The organism is Pandoraea oxalativorans (assembly GCF_000972785.3).
Lineage (GTDB): Bacteria > Pseudomonadota > Gammaproteobacteria > Burkholderiales > Burkholderiaceae > Pandoraea > Pandoraea oxalativorans.
Window position 1 is genome coordinate 3,536,100 of the sequence record NZ_CP011253.3, and the last position, 18,094, is coordinate 3,554,193.

12 protein-coding genes are annotated in these 18,094 nt (G+C 64.7%); 8 read left to right on the forward strand and 4 right to left on the reverse strand.

The window, feature by feature from the left end; translation table 11 throughout:
• Window positions 1–18 precede the first annotated feature (18 nt).
• From MB84_RS15595 to MB84_RS29940, 4 genes are all read right to left on the reverse strand, one after another.
• Complete coding sequence (locus MB84_RS15595; RefSeq protein ID WP_046292432.1) at window positions 19–216, reverse strand: beta-1,3-glucanase family protein; 198 nt, start codon at window positions 214–216, stop codon at window positions 19–21.
• Window positions 216–1,426, reverse strand: a protein-coding gene (locus MB84_RS15600) for an IS3 family transposase (protein ID WP_157122856.1) whose coding sequence is annotated in 2 segments (ribosomal slippage) — window positions 216–1,111 and window positions 1,111–1,426 — 1,212 coding nt in all. Because the reading frame shifts where the segments join, the coding sequence is not laid out codon by codon here. The genes MB84_RS15595 and MB84_RS15600 overlap by 1 nt, the downstream gene beginning before the upstream one ends.
• Before the next feature lie 47 nt (window positions 1,427–1,473).
• On the reverse strand, window positions 1,474–9,285 hold the full coding sequence (locus MB84_RS15610; RefSeq protein WP_169835017.1) for a discoidin domain-containing protein: 7,812 nt from the start codon (window positions 9,283–9,285) through the stop codon (window positions 1,474–1,476).
• The gene (locus MB84_RS29940; RefSeq protein ID WP_169835018.1) at window positions 9,282–9,635 is read right to left on the reverse strand and encodes a hypothetical protein; all 354 of its coding nucleotides are present in this window, start codon (window positions 9,633–9,635) and stop codon (window positions 9,282–9,284) included. The genes MB84_RS15610 and MB84_RS29940 overlap by 4 nt, the downstream gene beginning before the upstream one ends.
• A gap of 204 nt (window positions 9,636–9,839) precedes the next feature.
• On the opposite strand from MB84_RS29940, the gene gspG reads away from it, so the two are divergent.
• Genes gspG through MB84_RS15650 form a run of 8 tightly spaced genes read left to right on the forward strand, consistent with a single transcriptional unit; the run spans window position 9,840 to window position 18,009 of the window.
• The gene (gspG, locus tag MB84_RS15615; protein ID WP_046292433.1) at window positions 9,840–10,298 is read left to right on the forward strand and encodes a type II secretion system major pseudopilin GspG; all 459 of its coding nucleotides are present in this window, start codon (window positions 9,840–9,842) and stop codon (window positions 10,296–10,298) included.
• Between the two features lie 26 nt (window positions 10,299–10,324).
• Window positions 10,325–11,545, forward strand: coding sequence for a type II secretion system F family protein (locus MB84_RS15620; protein ID WP_046292434.1), 1,221 nt, complete (start codon window positions 10,325–10,327; stop codon window positions 11,543–11,545).
• Window positions 11,542–13,251 carry a GspE/PulE family protein gene (locus MB84_RS15625; protein WP_046292435.1) on the forward strand — a complete coding sequence of 570 codons (1,710 nt, stop codon included), beginning with the start codon at window positions 11,542–11,544 and terminating at the stop codon, window positions 13,249–13,251. Before MB84_RS15620 ends, MB84_RS15625 begins: the two co-directional genes overlap by 4 nt.
• Window positions 13,244–14,080: a hypothetical protein gene (locus MB84_RS15630; RefSeq protein ID WP_052653441.1), complete on the forward strand. Its 837-nt coding sequence runs from the start codon at window positions 13,244–13,246 to the stop codon at window positions 14,078–14,080. The genes MB84_RS15625 and MB84_RS15630 overlap by 8 nt, the downstream gene beginning before the upstream one ends.
• The gene (locus MB84_RS15635) at window positions 14,077–14,622 is read left to right on the forward strand and encodes a hypothetical protein (protein ID WP_046292436.1); all 546 of its coding nucleotides are present in this window, start codon (window positions 14,077–14,079) and stop codon (window positions 14,620–14,622) included. Before MB84_RS15630 ends, MB84_RS15635 begins: the two co-directional genes overlap by 4 nt.
• The gene (locus tag MB84_RS15640) at window positions 14,607–15,197 is read left to right on the forward strand and encodes a hypothetical protein (RefSeq protein ID WP_052653443.1); all 591 of its coding nucleotides are present in this window, start codon (window positions 14,607–14,609) and stop codon (window positions 15,195–15,197) included. Before MB84_RS15635 ends, MB84_RS15640 begins: the two co-directional genes overlap by 16 nt.
• The gene (locus MB84_RS15645) at window positions 15,194–15,865 is read left to right on the forward strand and encodes a hypothetical protein (RefSeq protein WP_052653445.1); all 672 of its coding nucleotides are present in this window, start codon (window positions 15,194–15,196) and stop codon (window positions 15,863–15,865) included. Before MB84_RS15640 ends, MB84_RS15645 begins: the two co-directional genes overlap by 4 nt.
• Entirely contained in the window at window positions 15,862–18,009 is a 2,148-nt protein-coding gene (locus tag MB84_RS15650) for a secretin N-terminal domain-containing protein (RefSeq protein ID WP_245725384.1), read from the forward strand. The genes MB84_RS15645 and MB84_RS15650 overlap by 4 nt, the downstream gene beginning before the upstream one ends.
• Window positions 18,010–18,094 lie beyond the last annotated feature (85 nt).

Consider the following 18,094-nt stretch of genomic DNA (forward strand, 5'->3'; position numbering starts at 1 on the left):
CGACACAACCTCAAGTCGTCAGAAGCCGATTCCCAGAACGACGTGCTCAGGCGTCGGTGAAACCAGGGTGGAACTCTGGTCCGCGACGTCGTCGTACGAGAAGCCGTAAGCCTTGCGGTCGATGCTGTGGTCGTGCCAGAACTTCGCGTAAGCGTTGTATGGGCCCTTGGCGTACCAGGCCGACTGGAGTTGACCCTGTAAAACCGGACACACCATCACACTAAGGTTGCTGAATCCATCGAGCGCCGGAACTCGCGAGGCGAGCGGTATTTCAGCGCGCTATGGGGGTGCTTCTCGTTGTAATGCTCAAATGCAATGGCCAGATTGTGAGCAGCGGTTGCAGCATCCGGCTTCGGCATGAAGGCGACGTAGTCGCGCTTCATCGTTTTCACGAAGCTCTCGGCCATGCCGTTACTTTGCGGACTGCACACGGGCGTGGTCAATGGCTTTAGTCCGATGTTCATCGCAAACCGGCGCGTATCGTCAGCCGTATAGCCCGAACCATTGTCGCTCAGCCACTCGATTTCGGACGGCGTATGCACCTCGTTGCCGAACCGATTTTCCACTGCGGCCAGCATCACGTCGCGCACAATGTCGCCGCTGTGGCCTGCTGTCGTCGCCGCCCAGCTCATCGCTTCTCGGTCGCAGCAATCCAGCGCAAACGTCACACGCAGCGGCTCGCCGTTGTCGCAGCGGAACTCGAAGCCGTCCGAGCACCATCGCTGATTGCTGCGCGCGACGGCCACTTTGCCATCATGTCGACGGTGGGCTCGCGGCGCAATCGGTCGGCGCTGCGTCAGCAGCCCATGCGTTCGCATGATGCGATAAATGCGCTTGGCATTGAACGGCGCCAGTCCAACTGCAACGCGCTCGTTGCGCAACGTGCCCCAAACCCGCCGGTAGCCATAGCTGGGCAAATCGCCGACGACACGGCGGATTTCCTCGACTACAGTTTCGTCGTCGGTCGGCCTTGATTGCCGGCCATCGCGCCACGTCGCCGGACGCGACAGTCGTGCCGATACGTTCGAGCGCGACACGCCGAGAACTTCACAGACCAGTTTCACTGGCCGTCCTCCGGCAGCAAGGGCGAGTGCGCTATCCATTTTTTTGCTCGGCTGTATTCAACTGCTTCCCGGAGAATCTCGTTCTCCATTGTTTTTTTGCCGAGCATCCGTTGCAGCTCGCGAATCTGCTTGAGCGCATCAGCCAACTCCGATGCCGGAACCACTTCTTCGCCAGCCTTGACCGCTGACAGGCTACCGTCCTGGTACAGCTTGCGCCAGTGGAATAGCTGGTTCGGGTTCACGCCGTAATGGCGCGCGACCATTGAAACCGATTTTCCCGGTTCGAAACTCTCGCGAACCATCGACAGTTTCTGCTCCGCCGTCCAGCGACGCCGGCGCTCTGGGCCCGTCAACACTTCCATCACTTCCTGCTTGGTGTTAGTCAAAAACACAGTCTTATGCCTACCCGTTATTGTAAGTGGGTCGCTGTGTCCGGTGTTTCATGGGGCCGCTCCACCGACGACGGTGCTGCCCACTGCGTGTCGTCTTCCATGATGTGGCGGTTGAGCGCCGCCGCCACCTGCGCCTCGATGGCCAGTTCCGTCGCATTTCCGGAGGCCAGCGGTCCCTTCGCTTCGAGCATGTCCTGCGTGTTCGGGTGATTCACGTAGTACTTGCCGCCGACGAAGGCTCCGTTGCCCTGATCCACTTCCGTGAACACGAGCTGGTCACCCACCGTCTGTCCGACAAACTTGCGTGCGTTACCCCACATCAGCAGCGTCAGCGAGTGCGTGCGGTAGTACTCCCACATGCTGTCGATGTACGCGTCGAAGTACTTGCCGTTCGGTTGTCCCTCGTCGAACCCACCCTTGCTCGGCGCCATGATGCGGTACTGAGACGGGTTGGCTGGCAGGAACGCCGACGGCACTTCCTTCTGATACGCCGCGAAGATCGACGCACGCGACTCGGTGATGCCCGATCGCACGTGCGTCGTGCGGTTGCTACCGTACACGTCTTCAGTGAGCGGGAAGCCGAACTGATCGACCTGCGTGTTGTTCAGCCACAGGCCGTTGTCGCCGTAGGTGAACTCATACCAGTCGAAGTAGACGTTGATGTTCGGGTCGGTCGGGTTGCGCACGTCCGGACCGGCGAAGCCGACCTGACCGTTCACGTCCCGATTGACCTTGATGTACAGCGGCGACCCCAGCCCCACGTAGGCGCGGGCGCCGAAGAGCTTCGGGAACTTCAACTGCTTTGCCTGCGCCAGCGTGAAGAAGTAGTTGGCGTAGTTCTGCCCGTTCTTCGTCAGGTGGCCGGGGCCGTCGTTGTCCGCGTCCGACATCAGCACCGTGGTGCCGTCCGGCTTCACGTAGACGAACTGGCCGTCCTTTGCCGGGTCGTGCGCAATCACCGCCACGAAAATCTGATCGTCCGTATAAGCGCCGTTCGTGTTGTTACGCAGTTCGACGCCGAGCTGGTTCGGATAGATCGGATAGTTCGGGATGGTGCCGTCGTCCGGCGGGTTGCCGGTGACCGGCGGCGGCGTCACCGTCAGCGTGGCCGCCGACGACGTGACCGTGTTACCGGCCGAATTGCTCACGTCGACCGTAAACGTCGCGCCGTTGTCGGCGGCCGTCGTCGGTTGCGTGTCGTACGTCGAAGCGTTCGCCCCCGGAATCGGGGTGCCGCCGCGACGCCACTGGTACGTCATCCCGTCCGGGTTGGCGAGTGCGACCGCGAAGTGCGCCGGTTGTCCCTGCTGCACCGTGACACTGGTCGGCTGACCACTGATGACGGGCAACGGCGGCGGCGGCGGGGTGCTGCCGTCCGTGGGGCCGTACACTTCGAACTCGAACAGCGAGTAACCGTACTGCGACGAGCGTTTGATGCCCGCCATGCGCACGTAGCGCGCCGACGTCGTGGCAAACGTGACGGTTTCGACGCCGCCCTGGCCGTTGGGCTGCGAAGCCACACGCGTCCAGTTCCGGTTGTCGTTCGACACCTGAATCTCGTAAGCCGCACCGTAAGCACGCTCCCAGTTCAGCACCACCTTCGACACCGGCACCGAGGTACCCAGATCGACGGCGAGCCACGCGTTGTCGTTGAAGTCCGACGACCAGCGCGTGGCCGGGTTGCCGTCCACTGCGAAGCGGGCGGGCGTGCCGTCGCTTTCGGCGCCGCTCGCAAAGGCGGGCTTGCCCTTCGCGAGGTTGCCGTTGCTGCTATTACCGGAGTTGTCGGTGGCCGGGTTCGTCACAGGGACAGTACCGCCTGCGGGTCCATACACCTCGAACTCGTACAGCGAGTAACCGTACGGCGACGAACGCTGAATGCCGGTCATGCGCACGAAGCGCGTGGTGACCGGTGCGAACGACACCTGCTCCGTGCCGCCCTGACCGGCGGACTGGCCGCCGACCTTGCGCCACGTGTTGCCGTCGTCCGAAACCTGAATCTCGTACGCAGCCCCGTACGCACGTTCCCAACGCAACTGCACCTCCGAGATCTGGGTGGGGGCCCCCAGATCGACGGCAAACCACGCGTTGTCGTTGAAGTCCGAGGACCAGCGCGAATCGACGTTGCCGTCGAGTGCGTTGGACGCCGGGGTGCCCTGCGGATTCTCCACGCCACTGGCCAGCGCGAGCTTGCCAAGGGCGAGGTTTACGGGCGTGGCGCCGTTGTTGCCGTCACCACCGCTGCCACCATTCCCGCCTTGCGGCGGGTTGCCCGTGTTGCCGTTACCGTTGTTGCCGCCGGTCGGGGCCGGGGTCACCGTCAGCAAGGCAGGCGTGCTGGTGATGTTCGAATTGCCGTCATCCGCGACCACGCCGTACTGCGCGCCATTGTCGTCCATCGTCGTGGCGGGCGTGTCGTACGAGGGGCTAGCCGTCACCGCCACCTGCTGGCCGTTACGGAACCATGTGTACGACAGGTTCGACGCGCCGATCACCGACACTGTGAAGTGCGCCGACTGGCCCACCTGCACGGATTGCGGCTGCGGTTGCTGATCGAAACTCAGCTTCGGGCCGTAGACCTCGAACTCGAACAGCGAGAAGCCGTACTGCGTCTGACGCTTGACACCCTGCATGCGGACATAGCGTGCGGCGACCGTCTGGAACGACAGGTTCTCCGTACCGCCACGGCCCGTGTTCTGGGTGTAGACCGTCTTCCAGTCACCATCGTTGCCGGTATCCGAGACCTGAATCAGGTACTGCTTGCCATACGCAGTTTCCCACTTCAGGCGCACCAGATTGACGGCCTGCGACTTGCCCAGGTCGATCGTGATGCTCGCGCGGTCGGCATCCGGGTTGTCGACGAACAACGACGACCAGCGCGTGGCGATGTCGCCATCGTTCACGTGGATTGCCGCGCCGAAGCCCGGGTTTTCGACCGGCGTGGACGTCACCGTCTTGCCCAGCGCGAGGTTCGTGTCGTTGGACGGCACGCCATCCACGACATTGAGCGCTGCGCCGTCGCTCAGCTTGCTTGCCCCGCCTGCGCTCACGAGCACGGTGAACTGCGCACCGTTGTCTTCGAGCTTGACGGCGGGCGTGGTGTAGCTCGCAGCGCCCGCACCGGCGATCTGCGCACCGTCGCGATACCACTGATACGACAGCGTGCCGTTGCCGGTCGCGCTGACCGTAAACGTGGCCGTCTTGCCGATGGCGGCCGACTGGCTCACCGGCGGCGTGACGATCACCGGCGGCGGCACCTGCGGGTTGTTGCCGTTGCCCGGATCCTGCTGGGGCGGCGTCACCGTGAGCTTGAACTTCTGGCTCGTGACGCTGTTCGCGGCGTTACTGACCACCACGTAATACTGCGTGCCGCTGTCTTCGAGCTTGACGGCCGGCGTGTCGTAGACCGGGGTCGACGACGTGTAGAGCAACGTATCCGACGTCTCTTCCGCCTTCGCCACGCGATACCACTTGAACGTGAGCGGCGCCGAGCCGTTGATGCCGAGGCTGAAGTGCGCCGACTTGCCCTGCGTGACGCTTACGTCGCCCGGCTGCACCGTTACCGTGGGCGGCGTAACTTGCGCCGTACCGGCCACACACAGCACCCAGCCCGGGGCGTTATCGACCAGACCCTGACGGTCTTCGCCCGCCGACGTGATCAGGTAGGCCTGACGCGAGTCGGTCGCGAGCAGCGTCGACGTCCACGTCGTCCACTTCTCCGGGAAGGCGCACACTGCGCTGTTGTTGGCGGCGATGGAAAGGGCTTCCTCGCGCGTCGGCAGACGCTTGCCCTGCGCTGCGCAGTAGTCGGCTGCCGCCAGTTGGGTGAACTGGTGGTTCGGGTCCGTGGTCGCATACTGCTTGCGGTTCCAGACCAGCGTGCTCGACTTGTCCTGCGCTTCGCCCGGGTTCAGCACCGTGTAACGCTCGTTCGTGAAGAGCACGCCGTCGTTACAGTTGGGGACGTTGTAGACCTCGATCTCGTACAGCGAGTAACCGTACGCGGTCGCACGCGTCTGGCCGACCACGCGGACATAGCGCGCGGTGACCGTCGGGAACGTGAAGTCGTCCACGCCACCGGCGAAACCGGCGGGCGACTCGTAGGCCTTCGTGTACTGAACGTTGTCGTTCGACACTTCGATGCGATACGAACTGGCGTAAGCGTTCTCCCAACGCAGGATCATGCGGTTGACCGGCATCGGCGCACCGAGGTCCACCGTGATCGATGCGTTGTTGCCGTCCTTCTGATCCGAACTCCAGCGCGTGCTGACGTTGCCGTCGGTCACATTGCCGGCGGGCATGCCCTGCGGGTCCTGATAGCTGCTGGCGAAGGCGTACCTGCCCTGCGCCAGGTTCACCCCCGGGGCCGCCTGACTCAGCGTGGCCGGATCGCTCGTCACCGACTTGCCCGAGGCGTTCGAGACCGTCACCGTGTACCTGCCCAGATCCTTCGGCGTGACGGCGTCGATCGTGAACGCCGGGGCATCGCTTCCGACCGTGCCCGACGGACCATTCCACTGGTAGTGCAGCGGCTTGGAGCCGTCGGCCACAACCGTAAAGGTGGCACTCTCGTTGAGCATCGCCACCGTGTTGGCTGGCGGCGTCGTGATGGTCGGCACCGTCGCCGCGTTGACCTTGAGGGTCACCGGCGTCGACGTCACCTGAGCGAGCGGGTTCTTGACGGTGACCTTGAACAGCGCGCCATCGTCGTCGGCCGTCGTCACGGGCGTGGTGTACGTCGCGGACTTCGCGCCGTCGATGGCGACGTCGTTACGGAACCATTGATACTCAATCACCGGCGAGCCCTTGACCGCCACACTGAACGTGGCCGTCTGACCGACGAACACGGTTTGTGCGACCGGCGGGGTATCGATGCTCACGGCGAGCGCCGGAATCACCGACAGTACGGCGTCGTTGGACGTGATCGTGCCTACGCCGTTGCGAACCCGCACGCCGAAGACATGGCCGTTGTCGTCGCCCGTGGCCGCCGCCGTATCGAGGCTGCTACCCGTCGCGCCCGGGATGTCCTGGTGATCGCGCTGCCATTGGAACTGCATCGGCGCGGCGCCCGAGACCGTCACGTCGAAGTGAGCGGGCTGCCCCACGCTGACCTGCTGGCTGGCCGGTTGCACCACGATTTGCGGCGCGGAGGTCGCGGCCTGCACCGGCACGACCACCGCCGGCTGCACATCGTACGACGCCGAACCGCTGCCCAGACCCGGCGACGTCGCGCTGACCGTCACATGCCCCGTCTGGAAGGTGCTGCGAATTGCAATACGGGTCAGACCGCCTTCGGCGGCGAGTTCATGGTCGCCCGGCGAGTGATAGCCCTGCGGCTTGTCCATCGTGACGATGTGATTCCAGCCGCCGCGATAGTTGGCCACGGCCGTGTTGTCGACCGCGAACGTGATGAGGTTCGTGGCGTCCGGCACGACGACACCATTGGCATCGACGACCTGTGCCGTCACGAACACGGCGTCGGAACCGTTGGCCGTGACCTGGAACGACTGACCGCTCGGGCGAATGACTTCCGGCACCACCGACAGCACGATGTGGTCGGGGGTACCGGCCGTCACCCGCTCGTCGATCACCGGCTTGCCGTTCGCCATGACTTGCGCGCCGAAACCGTCCACGCACAGCGCCTGAACCCGGCCCGGGGCCCACTGCACGTCGTCCCAATGCGCCTGACCCACGAGGCCCGTGGTCGTGCCGAGCGAGTTGTCGGTCGACGTCGAGAGGGTGTTCGGCTTTACGTCGCCGCCCTGCACCACGCCGTTGACCACGAGGCGCACGGCCGGGCAGTTGCTGAACACGTTCACGCGCACCGGTCCCTTGCGGTTCCAGGTGTTGGCGAGGTGCACCACCGGCTTGATCGCGAACGGTGTCCACGCGGACTGATACGCGTAGTACAGCAAACGCGGAAAACGGTTGCCGTCGGCCATCGAATCGCCCAGCGAGCGAACGTACGGGCCCGTCGGGTTGAGCTTCGGGTCGTAAGTCGTGCCGCTCCAGTAGAAGCTGTCTTCCCCCGGCGTATCGGCCAGGTACCAATGCGCGATGCCGAACGTGTTGGCCAGCACGCCATTGCGCCAATCGTTCATGAACGACGCGACCTGATCCATTTCGTAGTCGTAGTTCGCACGGAACTCGCCACGGCCCCAATACTCGGCCGACCATGCCGGCTTGTTCGGGAACTGGTTCTTCACGCCCACTTCGCAACCCTGACGCGAACAGCTCAGAATGTCGCCGTTGACGTCCTTCGGCGTACGGTCGGCCTGCGCGCGCGTATTGACCGGGTCCCACTGACGGCCAATCGCGGCGAGCAGCGGCGCGAACGCCGTGTCCATGATGCCGTTGTTCGCCTCCCACGCCAGCACGGACGGGTTGTTACGGTCGCGCACGATCATGTCGCGATGCAGCTCAAGCTTGAGCGCGTACTTGTCGATCTTGTTCTGCGGACAGTCCGTCGTCGGTGCGGAGAGCTGATAGCAATCGTTAAAGCCGTTCTCCCCATCGCCGCTCGGTTGCACGACGAAAATCCCCAGCGCGTCGGCCGCGTTGAGGAATTCGGTGCTCGACGACGAGTGCCCCGGGCGATACAGATTGCCGCCCGCATCGGCGAGCAGGCGCAGATCGCGCCACTGCTGCTCCTCCGGCACGGCCGTGCCGAGACCCGGATAGTCGTAGCGGCCCGATGCGCCCCAGAGGTGTGTGGCGTAACCGTTGATGCTCGGGAAGTTGGCGTCCCAGGTGATCGTGCGGATACCCAACGGGCTTTCGGTCGCGTCGACCACCACACCGCCCACGCTGACCATGTGGAACACACGGTACATGTAAGGACGACCGCGCGGCACGTTGTTCGGGTACCAGAGCGTCGGGTGATCGACCGTCAGGTTCTGCCGCACGAGCGTCGGGTGGTAGCCCGGACCGGCATTCGGCGGCAGGACCACGTCGTCCTTCGCCTGTTGCACGATCCGGCCCGTCGCGTCGACGATCTGCGTGGCGACCTGTGCGGTCTGCGCCGTGCCCGACTCGTTGAGCACGTTCGTCTCGATCTGGATGTTCGCCGAGGCGGCCGTGCCCGAACCGTCGACAGCCGGGCTGTCGATGCTCACGGTGGAGACGTGCGTCCCCCACGTCTGCATGACGGGATAGTCATTCAGCGGGATGTGAACCGGATCAGTGATGTACAGGTACACGGGACGGAAAATGCCCGTGTCGCCCTGACCGAAGCGGAACGCGCCCGAGAAGTCCGGATCTTCGAACCAGTCGCCGTTGGCGGCAACGCGCACGGCGATCACGTTATCGGTCACGCCGTCGGCTTTCACCATATTGGTGATGTCGATGGCGAACGGCAGGAAGCCCACCACGTGTGTGGCGTTCGGGCTACGCACGCTACTCCCCTTGACCGGTGTGCCGTTCACGTAGACCTGCGCCCCCATGTGCGCGCCTTCGAATTCCACGACGATCTTGCGACCGACGTAGGACTTGTCGAGCTTGAAGTGTTTGCGATACCAGCCGCGGCCATGCGGCACATCGCCGCCGCTCTGCGTGTTCGAGAACATGTTGTCCTCGTTCATCGAGTGCGGAATGCCGACGCTCTTCCAGCCGGAGTCGTCGAAACCGGCTTGCGAGACGCCGTCCGGTTCCGTGTCGCCGAGGAATTTCCAGGGCGTGGCCCCGAGGTTGATCTTTACGCGTCCCGACGCCGGGATGGGTAACGGCGTCGCTCCCGCGTTCGTCTGAGGCGTGGCTGTGCCCGCCATCAGGAACATCCACGCGAGCAACAGTCCCGTGCATGTCCACGCTAATGAGTGTCGTTTTCTCATTTCGTCATTGTGGTTCCGATTGAACCTGTGCAACATTCGCGCCGCGTATCCGGAAGGACTTCGGGATGACTTTGCGAAATGCCGACGGTTAGATTGAACTCCGAACGAGTTTCCGTGGTCTGACCCACTTCGGGCGCAATACTAAGTTGGCTTTGTTCCGCGTAATTTTCACGAGTGTCTTTAGCCGTTTTCATTTGAACGACCTCGTGCAACGCGCAAGCACCGTGCCCCAAAAGCGGGAAAATCCGGCGACCGCAGCGCTGACAAGGCGCGTCTGCCTGCGGCGCGACAATCCTCAAATTCGCGCTGTAGGACAAACCACCCGCGCCCCGGTAAATGCGCGTGGACATTCGGATTCCTGTCTTCTTCGCGTGCGTCGGCACTGAATTTTTTGCAATTCGCTGCTGAGCGATTCGCACCTTCCCGCCCCTTTGCAATTCGTCGATGATGCGTGCGACCGCAGGCTTTGCGGCTCGGACTTGCACGCCTGTCGCCTTCCCTGGAGGTGCATCGGCCGACAGTTCGATGACTCATTCACTACGAGCCAACGCGTCATGAAACTTCGCCTGCCCGCCCGTCGCCGCTCCTCCGTCGCCCGCTTTCGTCGCGCGCAGCGGGGCTTCACGTTGCTCGAACTGCTCGTGGTCGTGGTGATCATCGGTCTGCTCGCCGCTTACGTCGGGCCGAAGTACTTCGCGCAATTGCGCAAATCCGAAGTCACGGTCGCGAAGGCGCAGATCGACGCGTTCACCAAGTCGCTCGACGCGTATCGCCTTGACGTCGGCCGCTACCCCACCACCGCCGAAGGCCTCAATGCGCTGATGGTTGCGCCGACCTCCGCTGGGCAGGCGTGGAACGGTCCGTATCTTCAGAAGGCCATTCCGCTCGACCCGTGGGGGCACGCGTACCAGTACCACTCGCCCGGCGCGAAGGGCGAGTACGAAGTGATCTCGTACGGCCGCGACGGGCAGCCAGGCGGCACGGGCGACGACGCCGACATCGCGTCGCAGTAACCCGACATCGCAACACCGACGCACGCATGCACTTCGACGTTCGCACGATCGGCCCGCAGGGCACGATCGAGACGCTCCGCATCGAGGCCGACAGCCCCGAGGACGCGCGTCGCCGTGCGCAGCACGACGGCCGCTTCGTGAGCGAAGTTCGCACCGTACGCGTGGCATCCCTGCTGCCGCAACGCTTCGGCCTGGGCGGCGGCAAAGCCCTCGGTGGCGCGAAGCAACTCTCACTGGTGCTCTTCAGTCAGGAATTGCTCGCGCTCATCAACGCCGGACTCGGCGTCGTAGAGTCGTTGCAGGCCCTGCACGAGAAGGAGGGCAACCCGGGCATTCGCGAATGTCTGCACCGTCTTCTCGAAAGCCTCTCATCGGGCAAACGCTTTTCTGCCGCGCTCGCCGAACAGCCGCGCCTCTTCCCGCCGCTTTACGTCGGCATCGTGCAGGCCGCCGAAGGGACGAGCGACCTGCCCCGCTCTCTCTCGCGTTACGTCGACTATCAGCAACGCGTGGACAGCGTGCGCAACAAGGTTGTGAGCGCCGCCATCTATCCGTGCATTCTCATGTCGGTCGGCGCGGCGGTGAGTTTCTTCCTGATGATGTACGTGGTGCCGCGCTTCGCCGAGGTGTATCAGGGCGCGGGCCGTCAACTGCCCTTCGCCTCGCAACTGATGCTCGACTTCGGGCAACGCGTGAGTGCCCACACCACGTTCTTCCTTGCGGCGCAAGGCGCGATCGTGTTCGCCCTCGTCGCGCTGTGGCGACGCTTGCAGCGCCGGGGCGGTGTCGTGCTGTTGCTCTCGCGCATTCCGGTGTTGCGCGAGCGTGTTCGCATCTACGAACTCGCGCGCGTCTATCTGACGCTCGGCATGCTGCTCGAAGGGGGCATCACGATCCCGCGGGCGCTCGCGACCGTCCAGCCGATGGCCTCGGTCAATCTGCGTGCGGCGCTCGGCGTTGCGTCGGCGAGTGTCGAGGCAGGCACGCCGCTGTCGAGCGCTTTTGAAACCGCCGGGCTGACGACGCCCATCTCCCTGCGCATGCTGCGTGTCGGCGAGCGCACCGGCGAAATGGGACCGATGCTCACACAGTCGGCGGCGTTCTACGACGGTGAAATCGACCGCTGGATCGATCGCTTCACACGCGCGTTCGAGCCTGTGCTCATGGCCGCCATCGGCCTTGTCGTCGGGGCCATCGTGATTTTGCTGTACATGCCGATCTTCGATCTGGCGGGAGACCTCTCATGAGCCAGCATGACCTCTGCCCCGCAGACACGCTCATCGATGCCGCGCTGCTCGCCCGCGCACGTGAGCGTCAGGGCAACGGGCAGGCCAATCGCGATCTCGTGAGTGCGCTGCACTCGCTCACGGGCGGCGACTTACGCGACGTCGTTCTCGCCCTTGGCGCGCAACTGGGCTTGCCGGTGATGGATCTGAACACAATGCTCGTCGCGCGGCCCGCATTCGACGTCGTTTCGCTCTCGCAATCGTTGCAGCGCCATTGCGCCCTGCTCCACGGTGTCGACGATGCCCTCGTGGGCGTGGTGAGCGATCCCTTCGATCTCGATCTGCGCATCTGGCTGGGCGCGCGCGCCAACACGTCGACACCGCTGCCGTTCGCGCTGGCGTTGCACGACGACCTACGGGCCTACCTCGCAAAACAGGAAGAGACGGCGCGCGCCATCGATCACGTCGTGTCGGGCGATGCCGGCGGCGCAGGCACCGACCGCACATCGACGCGGCTGTCGTTTGCCAGCGTGGCCGAAGGGGCGAGTCCCGCCGTCAAGCTCGTCAACTCGACGCTGTACGACGCCCTCAAGGCCGGTGCCTCGGACATCCACCTTGAGAGCACCGCGACGGGACTGGCGATCAAATATCGTGTCGACGGTGTGCTCGATCACGCTGCATCGGCACGCGGCACCGATCTGGCCGAACAGGCGATTTCGCGCCTGAAGGTGCTCGCGGAACTCGACATTGCCGAGCGACGCATTCCGCAGGATGGCAGTTTTCGCGTGGAAGCCGCCGGTCGCGACATCGATCTGCGCGTCTCGATCATGCCGAGCATTCATGGCGAAGATGCCGTGATCCGTATTCTCGACAAGCGCGCCATGATCGAAGCCTACGGCGCGCTCACGCTCGAAGCCCTCGGCTTCGACCCGGCCTCGCTCGTCAGCCTGCGTGCGCTGGCCCGCGAAGCGTACGGCATGCTGCTCGTGACCGGCCCGACCGGTTCGGGCAAGACGACCACGCTCTACGCAGCGCTCACCGAAATCCATGACGGCCGCGAGAAGATCGTCACCATCGAAGACCCGGTGGAATACCAACTGCCGGGCATCTTGCAAATTCCGGTGAACGAGAAGAAGGGTCTGACGTTCGCCAAGGGGCTGCGCTCGATTTTGCGTCACGACCCCGACAAGATCATGGTCGGGGAAATCCGCGACCGGGAGACAGCCGAGATCGCCGTGCAATCGGCGCTGACCGGCCACCTCGTGCTCACGACCGTCCACGCGAACAATGTGTTCGACGTCTTCGGGCGCTTCAACCACATGGGGATCGACCCTTACGCGTTCGTCTCGGCGCTCAATGGCATCTGGGCGCAACGGCTCATGCGCGTGAATTGCCCGCACTGCCGGGAAGCGGCTCCCCCGCCGGGCGACGCCGAACTCGCCAGCGTCGGTCTGACGCGCGCCGATGTCACCGACTTCCGCTTCATGCGCGGCAAGGGGTGTTCGCATTGCCGGGGGGTGGGCTACAAGGGACGCCGTTCGATTGCCGAGATTCTGATGCTCAACGACGAGCTTCGCGAACTGGTGGTAGACAAGCGTCCGATTCGCCAGATCAAGGCCACCGCGCACGCAAACGGCACGCGAAGCCTGCGCCATGCCGCGCTGATGCTTGTGCGCGCGGGCGACAGCACCCTTGAGGAAGTCCGACGGGTGACGACGAATGCGTGAGTGGCTTGAGTGGCGCGCGCCATCGCTGCATCTGGGCGTCTCGCGGAGCGCGGTGAGCCTCGTATTGCACGAACGGAAGACGCGGACGTGGCGTGTGCTGGGTACGACGTCGCTTTCGCAGCAAACGGGCGACGCCTTCGTGCCCACGCTGCACGACGCTGTGCAAGCATTGCTACTCACGCATGCACCGCATCGCGCCACGCTCGACATCGTGATCGACGACCGCCTCGCACGCCTGTGGATGACCACGCCCCCCAACGGCGCGACGCGACTTTCCGACATCGAGGGCGCGGCCACAATGCGCTTCGCCCATCTTTTCGGCGAAATGCCGGAGCACTGGCAGATCGCCGGGGACTGGCAGGTGACGCATCCGTTTTGCACCGCCGCCCTGCCGCGCGCGCTCGTCGACACGTTGACGGTGACCGCACGCGCTTGCCATATCCCCGTCGTGGGCATCGCCCCGCAATTCGTGCGCGCGTGGAACCGGTGGCAACGGCAGTGCCGCATCCCCGGCTGGTTCGCCGCGATGCATGACGGTCTGCTACGCCTCGGCATCACTCTGGGCACGCCCATGCGCCTGCATGCGATGTACGACGTGCCGATGCCGCCCGATCCCGACGTCTACTGGCTGGAGCAAACGCTTTCGCGCGCGGCGATGCTGACCGGGGCGGCGGCGCCGACAACGCTGCATCTGTGCGGCACCGTGCCGAACGAAGGTCGCGTCACGCTCGCGGCACTGAACCTTCATGCACTGGCCGCCAGCGTCGACCTTGCCGTGTACGACTGGCAGCCTTCCGAACTTCTGGCGACCGGAGGTGCGCTGGTATGACACGCATCGCCATCGATTTCGCGCCGCGTAGTTGGCGACGCACGCTCGGGCCATTGTCGCCGGTCTGGTGCGCCGTGCTTGCGCTGACCGTCGTCATCGCCATCGCCGCTTCAGTGTTCGGCTACCGTGTGTACGCCCGGGATCAGGCACGGCAGGCGCTGGCGGATCGGATTGCGCAGCGTGAGGCGGCGCACGTACGCGCGAATCCGCCCGTCGCCCCCATCGCCGTACCGGCGCTGCAAGCGAACGCGATCAACGCCATCGCCCGGACGCTGAATCTGCCGTGGCGCAGGCTGCGCGACACGCTCGACAACGCCGCCATGCCGAACGTCGCGCTGCTGTCGCTCGCCCCCGATCTGAACCGTCACTCGGTGCGTATCACGGCGGAGACGACGAATCCGGACGACATGATCGTCTACCTGCGGGTGCTGCGCGAGCAGCCCTTCTTTGTCGATGTGCAGTTGACGCATCACGAGATCAACGATCAGGACATCAACCGCCCCATCCGCTTTCAACTGGAGGCCGCATGGGCCTCGCGTTGAAAATCCGTCGACCCGGGATGCCGATTGCGCCGCTGCTGAGCGCACGGCTCGCCGTCGCTCGTCTGGGCGCAGCGCGCACCGCGGTGCTGGCGCTGCTGCTGGTCGCACTCTTGGCGCTTGGCGCGTTTGGTGTGTCGTTCTTGCGCGACGATACGTCGTCGGCCAAGACGGTACTGGCCGCCGTCTCGGGTAAGCGTCGTGCGCCCGCCAACGCGGCGGACCCGGTCGACACGCACCTGCTGGCGTTCTTTGCGACGCTCGGCAACCGTAGGCAGAACGATCTGCACATCAAGCTGCTGTTCGACCTGGCGAAGCAAAACGGCCTGACGCTCCGGCAAGGCGAGTACCAGTACGGCTATGACAACGCCGCGCGCGTCGCAACGTGTCAGGTCGTGCTGCCGCTCAAGGGCAACTACGATGCGATCTGGCACTTCGTGCTGGAAGTGCTCAGGACGCTGCCGTTCGCCGCCTTGCAGGACATCGATTTCAAGCGCGACGCCATCGGCGACGCGGCGGTGAGCGCGCAAGTCCGCTTCACGCTTTATCTCCGGGACATCCCGGCGCGCGCACCATGACGCGGCGTCGCCCGCTGCTCTGGGGATCGCTCGCCGCGAGCATTGCGGCCGCGCTCGCGGATCCTTCTTCGTTACCCTTTTTCCCGCCGTCGGCGTCCACCCCGCCGGTGGCCGCCCCCGTCACGCATGCGCGCAGGTCTGTGTCATCGACGGCGAATCAGGCGACGGCGCCGGTCGCATCCGGCGCATCCGCTGCAGCGGTCGAGTCCCCGGCCCCCGGCGACGACACCCTCGCGGCGGAACGTCGCGAGTTGCTCCGGCAAGTCCGCGCGTTCGTGTCGGGCAGCGGGCCGAGCGTCGGTGCGTCGTCCATCGTCGCGCCGGTGCCACGCGAGATGCTGGCCGACGCAGGTGGCCCGCCTGCGCCGCAGCGGCTGTTCGTCAGTCAGAACTGGGGGCCGCCCCCGCCCGCACCGTCGTCCGCGCCGATTCCTACCGCGCCCCTGCCACCGACAGCGCCGCCATTGCCGTTCACGTATCTCGGCAAGGCGCTCGCCGCCGGTGCGTGGGAGGTCTATCTGGCGCGTGGCGAGAAGACCTTCATCGTGCATGAGAACTCGGTCGTCGACGACGTGTATCGCGTCGCGTCGATCAAGCCGCCGCGCCTGTCGCTCATCTACATCCCCATGAACCAGCAGCAAGAGTTGGATATCGGAGGCACGCAGTGAAGTTGCCTGTCCGTTCACCCCGCGCATACGGTGCATCGCGCAAGCCGTTGCTGCATGGCGCGGCCGCACTCGCACTCGTCGTGCTGTCCGGGTGCGCCGCGCAGATGGCGCTGCGCGACGGTCGCGACCTCATGGCCCACGACCAGCCCGAGGCGGGTCTGAAAAAGTTGCAGGAAGCGAGCGATCGCGCACCCGGTAACGGCGAATACCGTCTGATCTATCTCAACGCACGCGACAAGACGTTGCAGGACTTCATCGCCAGCGGCGAGAAGGAGATGGCGGCGGGCAAGTATCAGGCGGCGCGCCCGTGGTTCAGACGTGCGCTCGATCTCGACCCGAACAGCGAGAAAGCGAAGGCCGATCTGCGCATGCTCGATGCCCTGCTGCGTCACCAGAACATGATCAAACAGGCCGCCATCTCGATGGACGAGCGCCGTTACGACGCCGCGCGAAAGACGCTCGAACAGATTCTGCGCGAGCGCCCGGAGAACGATGCGGCACGCGCCATGCTCGCCGAAGTGGAGTCGCGCGCCGCACAGCCGGTGTTAAGCGCCGAGCTGTCCGACGCGTATCGTCAGCCGATCTCCATCGAATTTCGCGACGCCCCGTTGCGGCAGGTCTTTCAGGTCATCGCACAGCGCTCGGGCCTGAACTTCGTCTTCGACAAGGATCTGAAGACCGACACCAAGGTCTCGATTGCCCTGCGTAACAGCACGGTTGAGCAGGCGCTGTACTTCCTGCTCGTGACCAACCAATTGGAGCAGCAGGTGATGGACAACAACACGTTGCTCATCTACCCGAATCTGCCCGCCAAAGTGCGCGAGTACAAGGAAATGGTGGTGCGCACCTTCTTCCTGAACAATGCCGACGCAAAGCTGGTCGCCGCGTCCCTCAAGACGCTGACCAAGTCGACGGACATCGTCGTGGACGAAAAGCTCAATGCCGTGATCGTGCGCGACACGCCCGAGGCGATCCGCGTCGCCGAACAGGTCGTGGCGCTTCAGGATCGCGCCGAGCCGGAAGTCGTGCTCGACGTGGAAGTGCTGGAAATCGCGCGCACGCGGTTGCAGAACCTCGGCATTCAATGGCCGGACAAAGTGGTGCTCTCGCCGCTGGCGTCTGCGGGCAACGGGGCGGCACTCACGCTGGCCGATCTGCTCTCGCCCACGCGGAACTCCGTGAGCGTCGGCAACCCGTCGGCGACAGTCAACCTCAACGTCAACGATGGCGATACGAACATCCTCGCCAATCCACGCATTCGCGTGCGCAACAAGGAAAAGGCCAAGATCCTGATCGGCGACAAGGTGCCCGTCATCTCGACGACGATCAGCGGCGGTGTCGGCACGTTTGCGTCCGAATCGGTGAGCTATATCGACGTGGGGCTGACGCTCAACGTCGAACCGACCATCTACATGAACGACCAGGTCGGCATTCGTATCGCGATGGAAGTCAGCAGCCTCGGGCAGCAGACGATCACGAAGTCGGGCAGCACGGTGTTCCAGATCGGCACACGGCAGGCATCCGCCGTCCTCCAGTTGAAGGACGGCGAGAATCAGGTGCTCGCCGGTCTGCTCAACACGCAGGAGCAGACCTCGGGCAACAAGATTCCGGGCCTGGGCGACTTCCCCATCCTCGGTCGCCTGTTCGGCAATACGACCAACAACGACAAGAAGACGGAAATCGTGCTCTCGATCACGCCGCACATCGTGCGCAACGTGACGCGTCCGGCGGAGAGCGCCACCGAATTCCTGTCGGGCACGCAGGGCAACTTCCGGCGACGTCCGGCCGCAGCGCTCCCGGACGCCACGCCGCGCGCGCAAACCGCCCCAGTGCCGGGGGTTGTGATGACGACCTCCGGTGCGGGCGGTGCTGCCGTCTCGGCGAATGGCCTTTCGTTGTACGAGGCGTCGCACGGCGCGCCCGCCGGGACACCGCCTGCCCCTGCGCCTTCCGCTGCGCCTGCACCGGTTGCGCCGTTGCCGCCTGCGGCAACGCCACAGGCCGCAGGCGCAGCCCCGCCTCCGGGCAACCCGGTGCCGTTCCCCACACCGCCCGCCACAACGGCGCTCGGCCCCACCAGCGATCCGGTACCGCTCTCGTCGCAACAACCTGTGCCTGTGGGCGGCGCACCCGCTCCTCGTTGATGCGCATGACGCGAACGCCTCCTCGCGCAAGTCTCGCCCGACGCCGTGCGTCTGCCGTGTCTGCCGTGTCTGCCGCTTTGCAGCG

Excerpts from the sequence above, each read along its gene's own strand:
- MB84_RS15595 (WP_046292432.1), bottom strand. The coding sequence starts at position 216 with ATGGTGTGTCCGGTTTTACAGGGTCAACTCCAGTCGGCCTGGTACGCC.
- MB84_RS15610 (WP_169835017.1), bottom strand. The coding sequence starts at position 9,285 with ATGAGAAAACGACACTCATTAGCGTGGACATGCACGGGACTGTTGCTC.
- MB84_RS29940 (WP_169835018.1), bottom strand. The coding sequence starts at position 9,635 with ATGTCCACGCGCATTTACCGGGGCGCGGGTGGTTTGTCCTACAGCGCG.
- gspG (WP_046292433.1), top strand. The coding sequence starts at position 9,840 with ATGAAACTTCGCCTGCCCGCCCGTCGCCGCTCCTCCGTCGCCCGCTTT.
- MB84_RS15620 (WP_046292434.1), top strand. The coding sequence starts at position 10,325 with ATGCACTTCGACGTTCGCACGATCGGCCCGCAGGGCACGATCGAGACG.
- MB84_RS15625 (WP_046292435.1), top strand. The coding sequence starts at position 11,542 with ATGAGCCAGCATGACCTCTGCCCCGCAGACACGCTCATCGATGCCGCG.
- MB84_RS15630 (WP_052653441.1), top strand. The coding sequence starts at position 13,244 with ATGCGTGAGTGGCTTGAGTGGCGCGCGCCATCGCTGCATCTGGGCGTC.
- MB84_RS15635 (WP_046292436.1), top strand. The coding sequence starts at position 14,077 with ATGACACGCATCGCCATCGATTTCGCGCCGCGTAGTTGGCGACGCACG.
- MB84_RS15640 (WP_052653443.1), top strand. The coding sequence starts at position 14,607 with ATGGGCCTCGCGTTGAAAATCCGTCGACCCGGGATGCCGATTGCGCCG.
- MB84_RS15645 (WP_052653445.1), top strand. The coding sequence starts at position 15,194 with ATGACGCGGCGTCGCCCGCTGCTCTGGGGATCGCTCGCCGCGAGCATT.